Source organism: Pseudogemmobacter sonorensis (genome assembly GCF_042762395.1).
Classification (GTDB): domain Bacteria; phylum Pseudomonadota; class Alphaproteobacteria; order Rhodobacterales; family Rhodobacteraceae; genus Pseudogemmobacter; species Pseudogemmobacter sonorensis.
This window is the reverse complement of the sequence record NZ_JBEFZE010000002.1, coordinates 211,952-229,186: the sequence shown is the minus strand read 5'-3', so window position 1 is coordinate 229,186 and position 17,235 is coordinate 211,952. Positions and strand designations below refer to the sequence as shown.

The window sequence follows — 17,235 nt, the reverse complement described above, 5'->3', positions numbered from 1 at the left end:
TGCGACATTGCCCGAACGCCCCACCCGCAAAGGCCGTTTTCGGCGCCATTTCCGCGGCGCTGCCGCTTGCCCCCGCTGCCGCGAAGGAATAATGCGTGTGCCAGCCATTTCCGGCCATAACGTTTCCGGGAGGATAGCCCATGCGCAACGAACGTTTCGACAAGTCGAAGCTCCCCAGCCGCCATGTGACCGAGGGCCCTGCCCGCGCTCCGCATCGCAGCTATTTCTACGCCATGGGCATTTCGGAAGAAGAGATTCACCAGCCCTGGGTCGGCGTCGCCACCTGCTGGAACGAGGCCGCGCCCTGCAACATCGCGCTGAACCGCCAGGCGCAATCGGTGAAGATGGGCGTGAAGAAGGGCGGCGGCACGCCGCGCGAATTCACCACCATCACCGTGACCGACGGCATCGCCATGGGGCATGAGGGGATGCGATCGTCGCTGGCTTCGCGCGATGCCATCGCCGATACGGTGGAGCTGACCATGCGCGGCCATTGCTATGACGCGCTGGTCGGCCTTGCGGGCTGCGACAAGTCTCTGCCGGGGATGATGATGGCGATGGTGCGGCTGAACGTGCCCTCGGTCTTCGTCTATGGCGGCTCGATCCTGCCGGGCAAGCTCAACGGCAAGGACGTCGTGGTGCAGGACGTGTTCGAGGCGGTGGGCAAACATGCCGCCGGCACCATGTCGGACGCCGAACTGCAGGTGCTGGAGCGCGTGGCCTGCCCGAGCGCGGGGGCCTGCGGCGGACAATATACCGCCAATACCATGGCCTGCGTCTCCGAGGCGATCGGGCTGGCGCTGCTCAATTCCTCGGGCGCGCCCGCGCCCTATGAAAGCCGCGACCAATATGGCGACTTCTCGGGCCAGGCGGTGATGAAGCTGATCGAGAAGAACATCCGCGCCCGCGACGTGGTGACCCGCAAGGCGCTGGAAAACGCCGCCCGCGTGGTGGCCTGCACCGGCGGATCGACCAACGGCGGGCTGCACCTTCCCGCCATCGCGAACGAGGCCGGGATCGACTTCGACCTGTTCGACGTCTGCGACATCTTCCGCGACACGCCCTATTTCGTGAACCTGCGCCCGGGCGGCGAATATGTCGCCAAGGACCTGCACGAGGCGGGCGGCGTCCCGGTGGTGATGAAGGAACTGGCGAAGGCCGGGCTTCTGCATCTGGACTGCATCACCGCCTCGGGCGAGGAACTGGGCGAAAGCCTTGGGCGCATCACCCATGAACCCGACGGCAAGGTGATCCATTTCATCGACAAGCCGATCACCGCCACCGGCGGCGTGGTGGGCCTGCGCGGCAACCTCGCACCCGATGGCGCCATCGTGAAGGTCGCGGGCATGACCGAGAAGGAACAGGTCTTCAAGGGCCCCGCCCGCGTCTTCGAATGCGAGGAAGAGGCCTTCGAGGCCGTGCGGCGGCGCGACTACAAGGAAGGCGACGTGATCGTCATCCGCAACGAGGGCCCGGCAGGCGGCCCCGGCATGCGCGAGATGCTGGCGACCACGGCGGCGCTCTCGGGCCAGGGCATGGGCAAGAAGGTGGCGCTGATCACCGACGGCCGCTTTTCCGGCGCGACGCGCGGCTTCTGCGTCGGCCATGTCGGCCCCGAGGCCGCCCATGGCGGGCCGATCGCCCTTTTGAAGAACGGCGACGTGATCACGTTGAACGCGGTCACCGGCGAATTGTCGGTCGATCTGACCGACGAGGACCTGGCCACGCGCAAGGCCGAATGGGCGGGCGCCAGGAAGACCGATTACAACGCCGGGGCACTTTGGAAATACGCCCGCCTCGTGGGTTCGGCGCGCTACGGCGCGGTGACCCATCCCGGGGCCAAGGCCGAAACCCATGTCTATATGGACCAGTAAGGCGAGGCGGATCCCCGGGGCGCTTGCGAAGCTCGTCCCGCTCTGCCTTGCAGCCTGCGTCGCAGGCGAAGGCCCGCCGGACGGGAGCCTGCCCGCCTCGGTGGCCTTCCTGGGCGGCGCCGTCACCGCCGCCGCGCCGCCGGGCTATTGCATCGACCGGCGCGCCAGCCATCAGGAGCGCGACAGCGCCGTGGTGCTGATGGGGCGCTGCTCTGAACGCTCCAGCGCGCCGCCCGTGCTGGTGACGGTCAGCATCGGGGCCGAGGGCTCGGCCTCGGTCCTGCGCAATGGCGCGGGGGCGCTTTCGGACTATTTCCGCTCGGCCCCCGGGCGCGCCGCGCTGGCGCGGGACGGGCGAGCGGAATCGGTCCGGCTGCGGCAGGTCGAGCTTTCCGACGATGTGCTGATGCTTTCGATCTACGACCGCAACCTGGGCGACTACCGCCGGGCGATCCTGGGCCTGCGCGGACGGCTGGTCACCATCTCCGTCACCGCGCCCGGAGATGGAGGCGGGGGCGGGGGCGGCAGCCTGCCCGAGGCAGGAACCCGCACGATCATGGAGCACAGCATCCGGGCGATGCGGCAGGTCAACCCCGAGAGGTCGGGCTGATTAAGTCCGGGACTGATTTCCGCAGCATAACACCGGATAAGGTATTGGCATCTTAACGATCTTGTGGCGATAAAGGAATCGTTTCCGGTTGGGCGACAATCCGACCAGCGTGGCTGAAAAGGTGGTGTTTGTATGGCTGGGCGTCTCGGCAGGCTCTGGAACAGGCTGGTCTTCCGCCGCTCGCTCGCCCGCTGGGCGCGCGCGGCCGAGGCGGCGCCGAACCTCGGGCTCGACCAGCTCCGGCCCCTGCGCGGGCGGGCGCGCCAGTTGCGGCGCGAGCTGGACCGGGTGATCCACCAGGCCGAATACCGGCTGGCGCTGCCTGTGATCGGCACAGGTGCCATCCGAAAGCACGCAGGCACCGACTGGGCCTGGCGCCCCGACATCTGGAAAGGCCCGATCCCCGTGCCGGGCATGTCCTCGGTCGCGGGCCGGACCGAGATCTGCGAGGGCGCGACGCTGTTCCACGACTGCCGCCGGTCGGAACTGACCATCCGCCAGATCCGCAACACCCGCGAAGAGGATGTGGCCCCCTTCGGCTTTCGCATGGACGTGTTCCGCTTCGACGGCTCGTTCCTGTCCCTGGTGCTGGACCTTCCGGCCGAAGCCGCGCAGGGGCTGCGGATACGCCATCTGATCCGGGTCGATCTGATCGTCGAGATGGAGAAACCCCTGGAGATCTTCACCCGGCTCAACATCAAGCATGGTCCCAACACCGAACAGATCGTGCGCGAAATGCCGCTGGACAAGGAAAAGGTCAGCGTGGAATTCGACCTCGCCTATACCAAGATCAACGAAAAGCGCATCGAGAAGCTCTGGGTCGACCTGATCCTGGAAGGGCCAGAGATGAACCAGCTTATCCTGCGCGACGTCACGGTCAGCCGCCGCCCCAGGGCGGAACTTTAGCAAGAAAGGGGCAGGCGATGGAAACGATCCGACTGACGCAGACGCGCATCCGCGCCGGGGCCTGGGAAGGCATCCTCGGCGGTGCCGGGGAAAACCCGCCCGCGATCGAGGTGCTGCTGCTGGAACGCGCCCTGCCCGGCGTCACCGTGACGCCGGTTCCGGGGCGGCCCGGCGATCATGCCGTGCGTGTGCCGATCCCGGCCGAGGTGCTGAGCGAGGGTGTGCAGACCTTCCTTATCCGTTCGGACGGCGAGACGCTGGCGCATTTCACCATCGTCACCGGCGTGGCTATGGAGGACGACCTGCGCGCCGAGATCGACCTTCTGCGCGCCGAACTCGACATGCTCAAGCGCGCGTTCCGCCGCCACTGCCTCGAAACCGCCTGAGGGCGGTTCCGGGAGGGCGGCGTCTTACATCCGGCCGGTCTTGCGCAGCCGGACGTGCCAGCCCACGGCCTCTTCAAGGATATGCGGCGTATGGCCGCCATATTCCACCGCCCGGTCGAAATAGTCGCGGATGCTGGCCTTCCAGTCGGGATGGACGCAATTCTCGATGATGACGGCGGCGCGTTCGCGCGGCGCCAGCCCGCGCAGGTCGGCCAGCCCCTGTTCGGTCACCAGGATGTCCACGTCATGCTCGGTATGGTCGACATGGCTGACCATCGGCACGACCGAAGAGATCGCGCCCCCCTTGGCGATGGATTTCGTGACGAAGATCGACAGCAGCGCGTTGCGCGCGAAATCGCCCGAGCCACCGATCCCGTTCATCATCTGCGTGCCCATGACATGGGTCGAGTTCACATTGCCGTAGATGTCGAATTCCAGCGCGGTGTTGATGGCGATGATCCCCAGCCGACGCACCACCTCGGGGTGGTTGGAGATCTCTTGCGGGCGCAGGATCAGCCGCGACTTGTAATGGTCCAGATTGGGGAAGACCTCGGCGGCTTTCTCGGCCGAGAGCGTGATCGACGAGCCCGAGGCGAAGGCGAGCTTGCCCGCATCCATCAGGTCGAAGGTCGAATCCTGCAACACCTCGGAATACATCCGCATGTCCTCGAACGGGCTGTCGATCAGCCCGTGCAACACCGCATTGGCGATGGTGCCGATCCCGGCCTGCAACGGGGCAAGGCGCTTTGGCAGACGGCCGACCGCGACCTCGCCCTCGAAGAAGCGGATCAGATGGTCGGCGATGGCCTTGGTCTCGGCATCCGGCGGCTGGATCGCGGCCGAGGAATCGTTCTTCTCGGTGATGACGATGGCGGCGATCTTTTCGGGCGGGATCGAGATCCAGGGCAGGCCGATCCGGCTGTCGGGCGTCACCACCGGGATCGGCATGCGGTTCGGGCGGTAGGTCGGGATGAAGACGTCGTGCAGCCCTTCGAGCGACAGGGATTGCGCCAGGTTGATCTCGACGATCACCTTCTTGGCGAAGATCGCGAAAGAGGCCGAATTGCCGATCGAGGTCGTGGGCACGATGGCCCCGTCCGAGGTGATCGCGACCGCCTCGATCACCGCCACGTCCACCGGCGGAAGCTGGCCGGTGCGCAACTGTTCCACGGTCTCCGACAGATGCTGGTCGATGAACATCACCTCGCCCGCATTGATCGCGCGGCGCAGCCCCGCATCGGACTGGAACGGCATCCGCCGCGCCGTCACATGCGCCTCGGCCAGGATCTTGTCGAGGTCGTGGCCAAGGCTCGCCCCGGTCAGAAGCGTGATCTTCAGGGGGTCTTTCTTCGCACGCTCGGCCAGCGCCAGCGGCACCGCCATCGCCTCGCCCGCGCGGGTGAAGCCCGACATGCCGACCACCATTCCGTCCTGGATCAGCGTCGCGGCCTCTTCGGCCGAGGTCACTCGGTCGCGAAGCGCGGCGTGGCGGATGCGGTCTTCATACATCGGGCTCTCCTCCTGCTGGATGCTTTTCTGTCCTAGGGTGCAAAGACTGGTGGCGCAATTCCGGTATGCGAAAGTATGCGAAACGCTGATATGCAAATTCTGCAATACTGTTGCGTCAGGGTCATGACTCTAGGCCAGAAGCGGCGCCGCCACCGCCGCCAGAACCCGCAGCGCGTCCGAGGGGTCCAACCCCAGCAGCAGGCCGCGCTGGCCCGCGTTGATCCAGACCTTCGGCGCGGTGACCGAGGCGACCTCGATCGCCACCGGCACCGCCCGGCGGCTGCCGAAGGGCGAGATGCCGCCGACATGATAGCCGGTCAGCTTCTCGGCCTTGGGCGGGGGCATCATCGCGGCCTGTCGGCCATGGAAGGCCGCCGCCACCCGTTTCATCGACAGGCTTCCGCCCGAAGGAATCACGCAGCAGGCGGGTCGGCCGTCCACCTCGACCATCAGGGTCTTGAGCACGAAAGAAGGGTTGAGGCCAAGCGCCTCGGCCGCCGCCATGCCGATGCGCTCGGCCCCCGGATCGTAGTCATAGGGATGAAGCGTGAAGGCGATGCCCGCCCTGGCCAGCATCATCGTGCCCCGGGTCGCCGCCATCAGCCCGCAGTATGGAAGAACCGCCCCGCAGGCGACAAGGTGAAGATCTCGCAGCCCTCGGCGGTGACGCCGATGGAATGCTCGTATTGCGCGGAAAGCGACTTGTCGCGGGTCACGGCGGTCCAGTCGTCGGCCAGGATCTTGGTCTCGGGGCGGCCGAGGTTCACCATCGGCTCGATGGTGAAGAACATCCCCTCTTCCAGCACCGGGCCGCGCCCGGGCCTGCCGTAATGCAGCACGTTCGGCGCGGCATGGAACACCCGGCCCAGGCCGTGGCCGCAGAAATCGCGGACGACCGACATGCGCTGCGCCTCGACATAGCTCTGGATCGCATGGCCGATGTCGCCGAAGGTCGCGCCCGGCTTGACCACGGCAAGGCCGCGCATCAGCGATTCATGCGTCACTTCCAGCAGGCGCTCGGCCTTGCGGGGGGCCTTTCCGGCGGTGAACATGCGGCTGGAATCGCCATGCCAGCCATCGACGATCACGGTCACGTCGATATTGGCGATATCGCCCTCGGCCAGCATCTTCGGCCCCGGGATGCCGTGGCAGACCACATGGTTGATCGAGATGCAGGAGGCGTGCTGATAGCCCTTGTAGCCGATGGTGGCCGAAAGCAGGCCGCGCCGCCCGATCTCCTCGCGGATGAAATCGTCGATCTCGGCAGTGGTCACGCCGGGCTGCACCAGCGGACCCAGCATATCGAGGATCTCGGCCACCTGCCGCCCGGCCTCGCGCATGCCTGCGAAGTCGGCTTCCTCATGGATGCGGATCCCTTCGGGGGTAGTGCGGCCTCGGTTTTCGTCCATGGCGGGTTCCTTTCTTCTCTCCAAATAGGGCAGAGCCCGCGAAAAGGCCAGAGCGCGAAAGCCCGCCCTTGCCCGGCGGCTCGGGCTGGCAAAGCCCCGGCCTGCGGGTCTATACCCTGAGGCAAGGGCCGAGACCCTGGGGCAAGGGCCCCGAGGCCGGGCCGGACCAGGAGGCGCGAATGAACATTCCGGCAAATGCGATGCCCACGGCCGCGATGCTGGTCATCGGGGATGAAATCCTCTCGGGCCGCACCCGCGATTCGAACCTGCACCATCTGGCGCGGGAACTGACCGGCGCGGGGATCGAACTGCGCGAGGCCCGGGTGGTCGGGGACGACCATGCCGCCATCGTCGCCGCCCTGCGCGCGCTTTCCCCGGCCCATGACCATGTCTTCACCTCGGGCGGGATCGGCCCGACCCATGACGACATCACCGCCGATGCGGTGGCCGAGGCCATGGGCGCCCCCATCGGCCACCGCGCCGATGCGATGGCGTTGCTGGCCGCCCATTACGCGGCGCGTGGGATGGAATTCAACACCGCCCGCCAGCGCATGGCGCGGATCCCGGACGGCGCGGCGCTGATCGACAATCCGGTCTCGATCGCGCCCGGCTTCACGCTGGGGAATGTCCATGTCATGGCCGGGGTGCCCTCGATCTTCGAGGCGATGCTGGCCTCGGTCCTGCCCGGGCTGACCGGGGGCGCGCCGCTCATGTCGCAGAACCTGCGGGTCCTGAAGGGCGAGGGCGAGATCGCGGGCCCCTTCGGCGCGCTGGCCGCCGAATATCCCGACCTGTCGATGGGTTCCTATCCGTTCCAGCAGGATGGCGCGGTGGGCACCAATCTGGTGATCCGGGGCCAGGATCCGGGCCGGATCGCCGAAGCCATGCTGCGGCTGGCGAAACTGGTCGAATGACGCCCCTGCCGCCCTTCACCCCCGCCCGGTTCGCCGAGGTGATGGAGGCAACCTGGCCGCCACATTCGCATCGCGACCTCGGGCCGTTCCGGCTGCGCGAGGGCGTGGGCGGCGGCAAGCGGGTCTCGGCCGCAAGCCGCGAGGCGCCCTGGCGCGACGCCGACCTCTCTGCCGCCGAGGCCGCGATGGCGATGCCGCTTTTCGTCCTGCGCGAGGGGGACGAAGATCTCGACCGGGCTCTGGCCGCGCGCGGCTACCGGATCGTCGATCCGGTCGTGGCCTGTGCCGCCCCGGTCGCGCGGCTGACCGGCGACCTGCCGCCGATGGCCGCTTTCGCGCATTGGCCGCCGCTGGCCTCGGCGCTGGAGATCTGGGCCGAGGGCGGCATCGGCCCGGGCCGCATCGCGGTGATGGCCCGCGTGCAGGGGCCGAAATCCGCCATCCTGGCCCGGACCGCCGACCGCGCCGCGGGCGTCGCCTTCGTCGCCTGCCACGGGGCCGAGGCCATGGTCCATGCCATCGAGGTCCGCCCCTCCGCCCGCCGCCAGGGCACCGGCTCCACGCTTTTGCGCGCGGCGGCGAACTGGGCCGCCGAACGGGGGGCCGCGCGGCTTTCGCTGGCGGTGACGGAGCGAAACGCCCCCGCGCTGTCGCTTTACCACCGCGCCGGGCTGGAGATCGTGGGACGCTACCACTATCGGGCCCGGCCGGATCGCGCGCCCGTGCCGGGCTGAGATCGCATGAACCGAAAGCCCCGGCCCATGCGCCACCGCCTTTCCCACCGCACCGCCGCGCTCTGCCTCGCGCTCGCCCTGCCATGGCCGGGGCGGATCGGCGCCGAGACGCTGGAATTCCCCTTCCCTGTGGTCGAGGTCACCTCGGAGCCGGCGATCTTCGGCGGCTACCGCCTGCCGGTCGCGGGCTTTCGCGACGGCATCCTGCCGGTGCGGGTGGTCGAGGGCATGATCGACCGCCGCGCCTTCCGGCTCGACGCGCCGGGCATGCCGCTGCTGACCGTCCTCGCGCCCCTGCGCAGCCAGCTTCGCGCGGCGGGCTACGAGGTGATCCTGGATTGCGAGACCCGCGATTGCGGCGGCTTCGATTTCCGCTTCGCGACCGAGGTGATGGCCGAGCCGGGGATGCATGTCGACCTGGGCGAATTCCGCTTCCTCTCTGCGCTGCGAGAGGGCGAGGCGGGGGCCGAGGCGATCGGCCTTCTGGTCAGCCGCTCGGCGCTTTCGGCCTTCGTTCAGGTGATCTCGGTCGGGCCCGAGGCCCTGGCGCCGACGCCTCCCGCGCCCGGGGCGCACGGGGCCTTGTCACCCCCCCCGCCGCCCTCCGATCCCGCCGGGCTGGCGGCGCGGCTGGATCAGGGGCTTTCGGTCGCGCTTGACGATCTGGTCTTCGGATCGGGCGCCGCCGGGCTGGCCGGGGGCGAATATGCCTCGCTCACCGCGCTGGCCGCCTGGCTGAGGGCCGATCCCGCGCGCCGGGTGATCCTGGTCGGCCATACCGATGTCTCGGGCGGGCTGGAGGCGAACGTCAATCTGTCGAAACGCCGGGCCGAGGCGGTGCGGATGCTGATGGTGCAAAGCCTGGGCGTCAGCGGCGCGCAGATCTCGGCCGAGGGGGTCGGCCCGCTGGCACCGCGCGCCAGCAACCTGACCGAAGAGGGCCGACACCGAAACAGAAGGGTCGAGGCCATACCGGCCCCGACCTGAGTTGGACGCGCCCGCACCGGGTGGAAACCGGGGCGTTAGGGGAAACGAGATCAGGCCCGGCTCACCACTTGTCGGGGCCCTTGTCGATGAAGCGCCGGGCCAGAAAGTCGATGAAGGCGCGCACCTTGGGCTGGGTGAACCGGCCCGGCGGATAGACCGCGTAGATGCCCAGATTCTCGACCGGGAGGCCGGGGATCGCCTCTTCGACCTGGCCCTGGCGCAGGGCATCGGCGTAAAGGAAGGAGGGCAGATAGGCGATGCCCAGCCCCGCGATGGCGGCGTTCAGCAGGCTTTGCCCGTCGTTCACCGTCAGCCAGCCGTTCGAACGCACCTGGCGCCTTTCGCCCGAGGGCGCGGTGACCTTCCAGACATTGCCATTGGCCTGGTTCGAGTAATGCAGAAGCTTGTGCTCGTTCAGATCGTCGATCTTCAGCGGCCGCCCGAATTTCTGGAAATACGAAGGCGAGCCGATCATCCGCTTGGTGGTCTCGGTCAGCTTGCGGGCGCGAAGCGAGCTGTCCTCCAGCTCTCCCACGCGGATCGCCATGTCGAAGCCTTCGCTGATCAACTCGACATAGCGGTTGTTCAGCACCATGTTCACGGTGATATCCGGGTATTCCAGCAGGAAATCGCCCAGGATCGGCGACAGCAGATTGACGCCGAAATCGGTCGCGACCGAGATCCTGAGCAGCCCCGAGGGCGCGGATTGCATCGAGGTGACCAGCGCATCGGCCTCGCCCGCGTCGTTCAGCACGCGGCGGGCGCGGTCGTAATAGGCCAGTCCGATCTCGGTCGGCGAGACGCGGCGGGTGGTGCGGTTCAAAAGCCTTGCGCCCAGGCGGGCCTCAAGCGCGGAGACATGTTTCGAAACGGCAGATTTCGAAATCCCCATCTTCTTGGCCGCATCCGTGAAGCCGCCCTGGTCCACCACGGTGGCGAAGGCTTCCATTTCGGTCAATCGGTCCATCGGTTTCCCCAGGCAGACATTTGGCAGGTCATAGCCCTTATTGACGCCGAAATCGGGCGGGATCGGGGCGGGGACGCGTCCGATCCGGGGAATTTGCGGGGATCGTCCAAGGCACGGAAACAGGGCGCAGTCAGGTAATGGGCCGGATTTCAGCCCTCGGCGCGCAGCAAGGTGACCAGGGTGTCGCCATAGCGGCGCTGGTCGATCCGGGTCAGGCCGGGCGGGTCCAGGGGATCGGCGCCCTCCTCCCAGACGACCATCGCGCCGGGGGCCAGCCAGCCACCCGCCCGGGCCGAGGCCAGCGCCGCCTCGCCCAGGCCCTTGCGATAGGGCGGGTCCAGAAAGACCAGCCCGTATCCCGGCCCGCGATTGGGGCCCAGCCGGGTGGCGTCGCGGCGCCAGACATCGGTCGCGCCCATCGCCTGCATCTTTTCGATATTGCGCCGCAAGAGCGCGCGGGCCGCCGCGCCGTCGTCGACGAAGGCCACCCGGGCCGCGCCGCGCGACAGCGCCTCAAGCCCCAGGGCGCCGGTCCCCGCGAACAGGTCCAGCACCCGCGCGCCGGACACGCGATCGCCATGGCCGCCGTTGATCAGCAGGTTGAAGATCGCCTCGCGCACCCGGTCCGAGGTGGGGCGCAGATGCGCCGCCGCATCGCCTTCGCCGACATCGGCCAGGACCAGCCCCCGCCGGGCGCCACCGACGATCCTCACAGCAGGGCCTTGAGGTCGGGGGCCGTGGCCACCAGATCGGGATCGGGGGATTTCCCGGCCTCGATCAGCCGCTTGCCGACCATATAGGCGCGCGCGTCGCCCATGGAATCGACTGCCAGCAGTTCGGCGCCCCGGTAATACCAGAAGGACGGCGCCGCGCCGCCGCGCGTCACCACCCGGTCGTAACCGCAGTTCAGCCCGGCGATCTGCAGTTTCAGGTCATACTGGTCCGACCAGAACCAGGGTTTCGCCGCATAGGGCCGGTTCGCGCCGCACAGATTGGCCGCCACCGCCTCGGCCTGGTCGATGGCATTGCCGACCGATTCCAGCCGGATCCGCCCGCCCCGCCATGGAAACGAGGCGCAATCCCCCGCCGCCCAGATCGCCGGATCCGAGGTGCGGCCGAACGCATCGGTCGCGATTCCGTTGTCAAGCGCGAGCCCCGCCGCCACGGCCAGCCCGTCGCCCGGCTGGACGCCCACCCCCACGACGACGAAATCGGCCGCGATCTCGCGCCCGTCGGCCAGGCGGGCGCCGGTGACGCGGGTCTCGCCCAGAAGGCGTTCCAGCCCGGTACCCTCGATGATCTCGACGCCATGGGCGCGGTGCAGCGCGCGGATGTGATCCGCCGTCTCGGCGGCGGCGACCCGGCCCAGGATGCGCGGCGCGGCCTCGATGAGCACCACACCCAGGCCCAGCTTCGAGGCGACCGCCGCCGCCTCCAGCCCGATATAGCCGCCGCCCACCACCAGAAGCCGCGCGCCCGCGCGGAAAGCCGGGCGCATCCGGTCCACATCGGCAAGGCTGCGCACGCAGAAAACGCCCTCCAGCCCGCCGCCGATGGCATCGGGCAGCCGCCGGGGGCTGGCGCCCGTGGTCAGCACCAGCGCGTCATAGGGGATCCGCTCCTCCCCGATCACCACCTGTCGCGCGGCGCGGTCGATCGCATCGACCCTTTGTCCCAGGCGCAGGGTGATCGCGTTTTCCGCCCAGAACCCCGGCGCGCGCAGCCAGAGCCGATCCTCGGCCATCGTGCCCATGAGATAGGCCTTGGACAGGGGCGGGCGCTGGTAGGGCGGGCTGTCTTCTTCCCCGATCAGGGTGACGGCACCGCCATGGTTCAGCGCGCGCAGCTTCGCGGCCAGCGCCGCCCCGGCCTGTCCGGCCCCCACGATCACCACATCCATGAGCGGTCTTCCCCCGTTCGACCCCGTTCGCCACATCCTTCGGACTGGCAAGTTCCGGGCGTGACCCTATAACTTCAGGGGCAACAGGCGCAACGCGCGAGGAGAATGGAAGATGTCGGAAATTACCGTTGGATCGAAACTGCCCGAGGCGAAACTTCTGGTGGTCGGCGCGAATGGCCCCGAGGCGGTGGAGCTTGGCGAAAAGCTGAGGGGCCGCAAGGTCGTGATCTTCGGTCTGCCGGGGGCCTATACCGGCACCTGCTCGACCGCCCATGTGCCCAGCTTCATCCGCACCGCCGGAAAATTCGCCGAAAAGGGCGTGGACGAGATCATCTGCATCGCGGTCAACGATCCCTTCGTGATGAAGGCATGGGGCGAGGCGACCGGCGCCACGGCGGCGGGCATCACCTTCCTGAGCGATGCCGACGGCGGCTTTGCCAAGGCGGTGGGCCTGTCCTTCGACGCGCCGCCCGCCGGGCTGTTCGGACGCTCGAAACGTTATGCGCTGCTGGCCGAGGATGGCGTGGTGAAGATGCTGCATCTGGAGGCGAGCCCGGGCCAATGCGAAATCTCGGGCGGGGAAACGCTTCTGGACGCGATCTGAGCCCCCGGCCAAGCCCCCCGCGCCGGCCCCCCGAGGACACCGATCCCGCGGCGGAACACGAGCAAGGATCAGGGGCGGGAATCAAGGGCGGGGCCGGGAGTCGAACTCCGGCCCCGCCCCCTATTCGGGGCGAGGCTTCATTCCGCCTCGCCGCCCCGGCGAAACGGGCCGTAGCGGGTCAGGGTCTCGATCTCCTCGCCGGTGGCGCGGGCCTCGGCGGAAAGATATTGCGCGACGGCGCGGCGGAAACCGGCGTCGTTGATCCAGTGCAACGAATGGGTTTCGACCGGCAGATAGCCGCGGGCAAGCTTGTGTTCCCCCTGCGCACCCGCCTCGACCCGGGTCAGGCCATGGGCCAGCGCCCAGTCGATGGCCTGATAGTAGCAAAGTTCGAAATGCAGGCAGGGGTAATCCGCCACCGTCCCCCAATAGCGGCCGTAAAGCGTGTCGCGCCCGATGAAGTTCAGCGCGCCCGCGACCGGGCGGTCACCCTCGAAGGCCAGAACCAGCAAGATGTCGTCGCGCATCGTGTCGTGGAAGGCGTCGAAGGCGGCACGGGTCAGATAGGGCCTGCCCCATTTGCGGCTGCCGGTGTCCTGGTAGAATGTCCAGAAGGCCTGCCAGTATTCGGGCAGGATCGCGTCGCCGGTCAGCGCGCGCAGGTCCAGCCCATGGGCGCGGGCGGTCTCGCGCTCCTTGCGGATCATCTTGCGCTTGCGCGAGGACAGGTCCGACAGGAAGTCGTCGAAGCTGCCGTAGCCCCGGCTCTGCCAGTGGAATTGCTGGGTGACGCGGTGCAGGATGCCCTGCTGCCCGGCCAGGGCCCGCGCCTCGTCGCCGGTGCAGAAGGTGACATGCAGGGACGACAGGCCATTGGACTGCGCAAGCCCGAGCGCGGCATCCAGCAATGGCCCGCGCAGGGCGTCCGGGCCCAGGAAGCGGCGGCCGGTCGCCGGGGTGAAAGGCACCGCGACCTGAAGCTTGGGATAATAGTCGCCACCCGCGCGCTCGTAAGCCTCGGCCCAGCCGTGGTCGAAGATATATTCGCCCTGGCTGTGGGTCTTGACGTAAAGCGGCAGGGCGGCGCGGATCCGCCCGCCGCCCGTCCGCCCACCCTCGCGCAGGACCAGCGGGCGCGGCAGCCAGCCGGTGCCCTTGCCGGTCGAGCCCGACCGCTCCAGCGCCGACAGGAACCGATGCGTGGTGAACGGATCGACCGGCCGACCCGCCGCCTGTTCGCGCGCGGCCAGCGCGTCCCAGTCTTCGGGCGCGATCTGGTCCAGCGAGTCGAGAAGGTCGGGATCGGGCATGGGGCCTCGGGCTGGAGAAGCGGACCGGAAGGTCAGGTCGGGAACCGCGCGCGATAGCCCTCGAAAGTGATGTTCTGCGCATATCGGCGGGCCAGGGCCTCGGCCTCGGGCGAGCGGACGGTCCAGCACAAGAGCGCCGCCCCCCGCGCCTTCAGCTCGGCCACGCGCGGGCGCGCCAGATCGGCGGCCTCATGGCTGATGAAGCTGGAATCGGTCTCGTCGTAATCCGGGATCTCGCGCAGGCGCGCGCAGGTCTCGGGCGCAAGCGGCGCCCAATCCTCGGGATCATAGGCCGAGGTGGTCAGCCCGCGCGCGATATCCGGCGCCAGTCGCGCCATGTGGCCGATGGAATGGGGGTTGAAGGACATCACCGCCACCTCACCGCCATAAAGCGTCAGCAGCCGCGCCGCCTCGGCCTCAAGTCGGCCATCGGTCGGGCCCATGGTCAGGCTCTGGTCCTTGATCTCGACCAGCAGCGGCACCCGCCCGGCGATCAGCGCCAGCACCTCTTCCAGCGTCGGGATCGCCTCCTCACCGCCAAGCAGCGCGATGCGGCCCAGCTCCTCGGCGGTGCGGACCGCCACCGGGCCGGTCTCGGCGGTCAGCCGGTCGAGCGTTTCGTCGTGGAACACCATCGCCCGGCCGTCGAGCGAAAGCTGAAGGTCGATCTCGATCCCGTAGCCGCCTTCGATGGCCGCGCGGATCGCGGCGCAGGAATTCTCGATCCGGCCCGCCGCGCGCTCATGCAGGGCGCGATGCGCAATGGGGCGGGCCAGGATCCCTGGGGGAAGCGGGATGCGCGCCATCAGCGGATCTCGAAAATGCCTTCGATCTCGACCGCGACGCCCAGGGGAAGCGAGGCCGCCGAAACCGCCGAACGCGCATGGCGCCCGGCATCGCCAAGCGCGGCGACAAGGAAATCCGAGGCGCCGTTGATCACCTTCGGCTGGTCGACGAAATCGGGGGTGGAATTGACGAAGCCCACCAGCTTCACCGCCCGCACCAGCCGCGACAGGTCGCCCCCCACCGCCGCGCGCACCTGCGCCAGCAGCGAGATGGCGCAGCGCCGCGCCGCCTCGGCCCCCTGTTCCACGTCGAGATCGGCGCCCAGCTTGCCCTTGATCAGCCCCGCCTCGTTCTGGCTGACCTGGCCCGAGACATGGACCAGGTTGCCGACGATGGTGAATGGGACGTAATTCGCCGCCGGGGCCGGGGCCTCGGGCAGGGTGACGCCGAGTTCGGCGAGACGGGCTTCGATGGACATGGGCGACTCCGCTGATGATCGCATTCCGTTTCGGCGCGGAGCCTAGCCGCAGGACAGCGCCGCGCCAAGGGGGGCAAAGGGAACGCGCCGGTTTCAGCCCGTCGCGGCATTCCGCCCGGCGGGCGGGCGGCTCTGGCCGTTCCTTGCCGGAGCGGCGACGGGGCCCGCAATCCCTGTTGTCTTGCCCCGACTGAACCCGTAAGTCTGGATCGCGGTGGCGACGCCGACCGGGAACGGCAAAGGAGGTAGCCCGGCGCCTGCCTCCGGCCAGCGTTTTCCCCACCGTTCCCCGGCCCCGATCCCTCGGCGGCAAGACCGAAGACCCGACCCAGGCAGCCTGATCCCATGCGCATGAACCTTTCGTTGTCGACCCATGGCTTTCCAGGCCGTTTTCCCCTTCGCGGCGCCCTGGTCGGGCTGATCGGCCTGGCCCTGTCGGCCTGCGCCGCGCCGCCTTCCAGCCAGAGCGTCCACGATCCGATCGAGCCGGTGAACCGCGCGGTCCACGGCTTCAACAAGGGGCTGGACACCGTGGCGCTGCGCCCGGCCTCACAGGTCTATGGCAAGGCGGTGCCCGCCCCGGTCCGCAAGGCGGTCAGCAATGTCGCCGATACGCTGGATCTGCCCGGCACCATCGCCAACGACCTGTTGCAGTTCCGCATCGGCGATGCCGTGACCAACACCCTGCGGCTGGGGCTGAACCTCACGCTCGGCCTGGGCGGCACCATCGATTTCGCCACGGCGGCGGGCCTGCCCGATGCCGACAACGATTTCGGCCGCACCCTTGCCACCTGGGGCGTCGGCGAGGGCGCCTATGTCGAGCTTCCGGGCTTCGGCCCCTCGACCGCGCGCGATGCGGTGGGGGTGGTGGTCGATTTGGCGATGAACCCGCTGGGGCAGGTCTTCGACGGCGACGATGCCAAAGCTGTGACCGGCGCGGAGCTGCTTTCGCAACTTGACAAGCGTTACCGCTATTCCAACACGGTCGATCAGATCCTATATGAAAGCGCCGACAGCTATGCGCAGGCGCGCCTTCTTTACCTTCAGAACCGGCGTTTCGTTCTGGGTCAGGGCGGCGCGGCGGCGGATGGCGCGGACGACGACTTCATCGACCCCTACGAGGATCTTTATGGTGAATAACCCCGGCATTTCCCGCCGACTCTTCGTCGGAACCGGCCTTGCCGCCGCCGCCGTCTTCGGCGCGGCCCCGGCCTGGGCATTGAACAAGGACCAGGCCCGCGCAATGATCGACAAGGCCGTGGCCGAGATCAACAGGGTGATCGGCTCGGGCCAGTCCGAGGCGCAGATGTATCCCGCCTTCGAGAAGATCTTCGCGCAATATGCCGATGTGTCCACCATCGCCATCTCGGCGCTTGGCCCGGCCGCGCGCCAGGCCAGCGAGGCGCAGAAGACCGCCTTCACCCGCGCCTTCCAAGGCTATATCAGCCGCAAATACGGGCGCCGCTTCCGCGAATTCATCGGCGGCCGCATCGAGGTGACCGACGCCCGCCCGGTGAAAAGCTATTTCGAGGTGATCTCGACCGCGCATCTGCGTGGGGAATCGCCGTTCGAGGTGCGCTGGCATGTGGCCGAGCGGGGCGGCAGGAACCTGTTCTTCAACATCATCATCGAGGGCGTGAACATGCTGGCCTCGGAGCGGACCGAGATCGGCGCCCTTCTGGACCAGCGGCGGGGCGATCTCGACCAGCTTATCGCCGATCTGGCGAAGCTCTGACCGCGCCGCGCCCCTGGGGGGATCGCCGGACGAAGCAAAAGGCCCGCGCGGGGAAACCGGCGCGGGCCTTTTCCATTGCCCCCCCGGAAAGCAATCGGCCCGGAGCGAACTCCGGGCCGATGCGTC

The 17,235-nt window shown here is 68.4% G+C and carries 19 protein-coding genes; 10 read left to right on the top strand and 9 right to left on the bottom strand.

Annotated features, from left to right (window positions below):
• Nucleotides 1-140 precede the first annotated feature (140 nt).
• The 4 genes from ilvD (at nt 141) to ABNX41_RS02730 (ending at nt 3,776) form a co-directional block, all read left to right on the top strand.
• Nucleotides 141-1,874 carry a dihydroxy-acid dehydratase gene (gene ilvD, locus ABNX41_RS02745; protein WP_438668178.1) on the top strand — a complete coding sequence of 578 codons (1,734 nt, stop codon included), beginning with the start codon at nt 141-143 and terminating at the stop codon, nt 1,872-1,874.
• On the top strand, nt 1,855-2,484 hold the full coding sequence (locus ABNX41_RS02740) for a hypothetical protein (RefSeq protein ID WP_438668177.1): 630 nt from the start codon (nt 1,855-1,857) through the stop codon (nt 2,482-2,484). The genes ilvD and ABNX41_RS02740 overlap by 20 nt, the downstream gene beginning before the upstream one ends.
• 132 nt (nt 2,485-2,616) lie before the next feature.
• Nucleotides 2,617-3,390, top strand: coding sequence for a DUF6478 family protein (locus tag ABNX41_RS02735; RefSeq protein WP_438668176.1), 774 nt, complete (start codon nt 2,617-2,619; stop codon nt 3,388-3,390).
• 17 nt (nt 3,391-3,407) lie between these two features.
• The gene (locus tag ABNX41_RS02730) at nt 3,408-3,776 is read left to right on the top strand and encodes a hypothetical protein (RefSeq protein ID WP_438668175.1); all 369 of its coding nucleotides are present in this window, start codon (nt 3,408-3,410) and stop codon (nt 3,774-3,776) included.
• A 24-nt stretch (nt 3,777-3,800) separates the two neighbouring features.
• Here ABNX41_RS02730 and scpC read toward each other — a convergent pair whose 3' ends face one another.
• The 3 genes from scpC to map form a co-directional block, all read right to left on the bottom strand.
• Entirely contained in the window at nt 3,801-5,285 is a 1,485-nt protein-coding gene (gene scpC, locus ABNX41_RS02725; protein WP_438668174.1) for a succinyl-CoA:acetate CoA-transferase ScpC, read from the bottom strand.
• Nucleotides 5,286-5,414: 129 nt separating this feature from the next.
• Nucleotides 5,415-5,885, bottom strand: a complete 471-nt coding sequence (locus ABNX41_RS02720) for an aminoacyl-tRNA deacylase (RefSeq protein ID WP_438668173.1) — start codon at nt 5,883-5,885, stop codon at nt 5,415-5,417.
• Nucleotides 5,885-6,694 carry a type I methionyl aminopeptidase gene (map, locus tag ABNX41_RS02715; RefSeq protein WP_438668172.1) on the bottom strand — a complete coding sequence of 270 codons (810 nt, stop codon included), beginning with the start codon at nt 6,692-6,694 and terminating at the stop codon, nt 5,885-5,887. The genes ABNX41_RS02720 and map overlap by 1 nt, the downstream gene beginning before the upstream one ends.
• 185 nt (nt 6,695-6,879) lie before the next feature.
• On the opposite strand from map, the gene ABNX41_RS02710 reads away from it, so the two are divergent.
• From ABNX41_RS02710 to ABNX41_RS02700, 3 genes are read left to right on the top strand one after another with little or no spacing between them, the layout of a single operon-like run.
• A complete protein-coding gene (locus ABNX41_RS02710; protein ID WP_438668245.1) occupies nt 6,880-7,608 on the top strand; it encodes a competence/damage-inducible protein A in 729 nt (242 codons plus the stop codon).
• The gene (locus ABNX41_RS02705) at nt 7,605-8,342 is read left to right on the top strand and encodes a GNAT family N-acetyltransferase (RefSeq protein ID WP_438668171.1); all 738 of its coding nucleotides are present in this window, start codon (nt 7,605-7,607) and stop codon (nt 8,340-8,342) included. The genes ABNX41_RS02710 and ABNX41_RS02705 overlap by 4 nt, the downstream gene beginning before the upstream one ends.
• A 27-nt stretch (nt 8,343-8,369) precedes the next feature.
• Complete coding sequence (locus tag ABNX41_RS02700; RefSeq protein WP_438668170.1) at nt 8,370-9,329, top strand: OmpA family protein; 960 nt, start codon at nt 8,370-8,372, stop codon at nt 9,327-9,329.
• Nucleotides 9,330-9,390: 61 nt separating this feature from the next.
• Here ABNX41_RS02700 and ABNX41_RS02695 read toward each other — a convergent pair whose 3' ends face one another.
• From ABNX41_RS02695 to ABNX41_RS02685, 3 genes are all read right to left on the bottom strand, one after another.
• Complete coding sequence (locus tag ABNX41_RS02695; protein ID WP_438668169.1) at nt 9,391-10,296, bottom strand: LysR family transcriptional regulator; 906 nt, start codon at nt 10,294-10,296, stop codon at nt 9,391-9,393.
• 149 nt (nt 10,297-10,445) lie between these two features.
• Nucleotides 10,446-11,009, bottom strand: coding sequence for a 16S rRNA (guanine(966)-N(2))-methyltransferase RsmD (gene rsmD / locus ABNX41_RS02690; RefSeq protein ID WP_438668168.1), 564 nt, complete (start codon nt 11,007-11,009; stop codon nt 10,446-10,448).
• Entirely contained in the window at nt 11,006-12,196 is a 1,191-nt protein-coding gene (locus tag ABNX41_RS02685) for an NAD(P)/FAD-dependent oxidoreductase (RefSeq protein WP_438668167.1), read from the bottom strand. Before ABNX41_RS02685 ends, rsmD begins: the two co-directional genes overlap by 4 nt.
• A gap of 112 nt (nt 12,197-12,308) precedes the next feature.
• On the opposite strand from ABNX41_RS02685, the gene ABNX41_RS02680 reads away from it, so the two are divergent.
• Nucleotides 12,309-12,800: a peroxiredoxin gene (locus ABNX41_RS02680; RefSeq protein ID WP_438668166.1), complete on the top strand. Its 492-nt coding sequence runs from the start codon at nt 12,309-12,311 to the stop codon at nt 12,798-12,800.
• A 137-nt stretch (nt 12,801-12,937) separates the two neighbouring features.
• Here the strand turns inward: ABNX41_RS02680 and ABNX41_RS02675 are convergent, their stop codons facing one another.
• From ABNX41_RS02675 to ABNX41_RS02665, 3 genes are read right to left on the bottom strand one after another with little or no spacing between them, the layout of a single operon-like run.
• Nucleotides 12,938-14,110 carry a GNAT family N-acetyltransferase gene (locus tag ABNX41_RS02675; protein ID WP_438668165.1) on the bottom strand — a complete coding sequence of 391 codons (1,173 nt, stop codon included), beginning with the start codon at nt 14,108-14,110 and terminating at the stop codon, nt 12,938-12,940.
• Between the two features lie 32 nt (nt 14,111-14,142).
• Nucleotides 14,143-14,916, bottom strand: a complete 774-nt coding sequence (locus tag ABNX41_RS02670) for a glycerophosphodiester phosphodiesterase family protein (RefSeq protein ID WP_438668164.1) — start codon at nt 14,914-14,916, stop codon at nt 14,143-14,145.
• The gene (locus ABNX41_RS02665) at nt 14,916-15,374 is read right to left on the bottom strand and encodes a RidA family protein (protein ID WP_438668163.1); all 459 of its coding nucleotides are present in this window, start codon (nt 15,372-15,374) and stop codon (nt 14,916-14,918) included. Before ABNX41_RS02665 ends, ABNX41_RS02670 begins: the two co-directional genes overlap by 1 nt.
• Before the next feature lie 351 nt (nt 15,375-15,725).
• On the opposite strand from ABNX41_RS02665, the gene ABNX41_RS02660 reads away from it, so the two are divergent.
• Together ABNX41_RS02660 and ABNX41_RS02655 are read left to right on the top strand one after the other, a co-directional pair.
• Nucleotides 15,726-16,514 (top strand): MlaA family lipoprotein, encoded by a 789-nt coding sequence (locus tag ABNX41_RS02660; RefSeq protein WP_438668162.1) that lies wholly within the window; start codon nt 15,726-15,728, stop codon nt 16,512-16,514.
• Nucleotides 16,504-17,109 (top strand): MlaC/ttg2D family ABC transporter substrate-binding protein, encoded by a 606-nt coding sequence (locus ABNX41_RS02655; protein WP_438668161.1) that lies wholly within the window; start codon nt 16,504-16,506, stop codon nt 17,107-17,109. Before ABNX41_RS02660 ends, ABNX41_RS02655 begins: the two co-directional genes overlap by 11 nt.
• Nucleotides 17,110-17,235 lie beyond the last annotated feature (126 nt).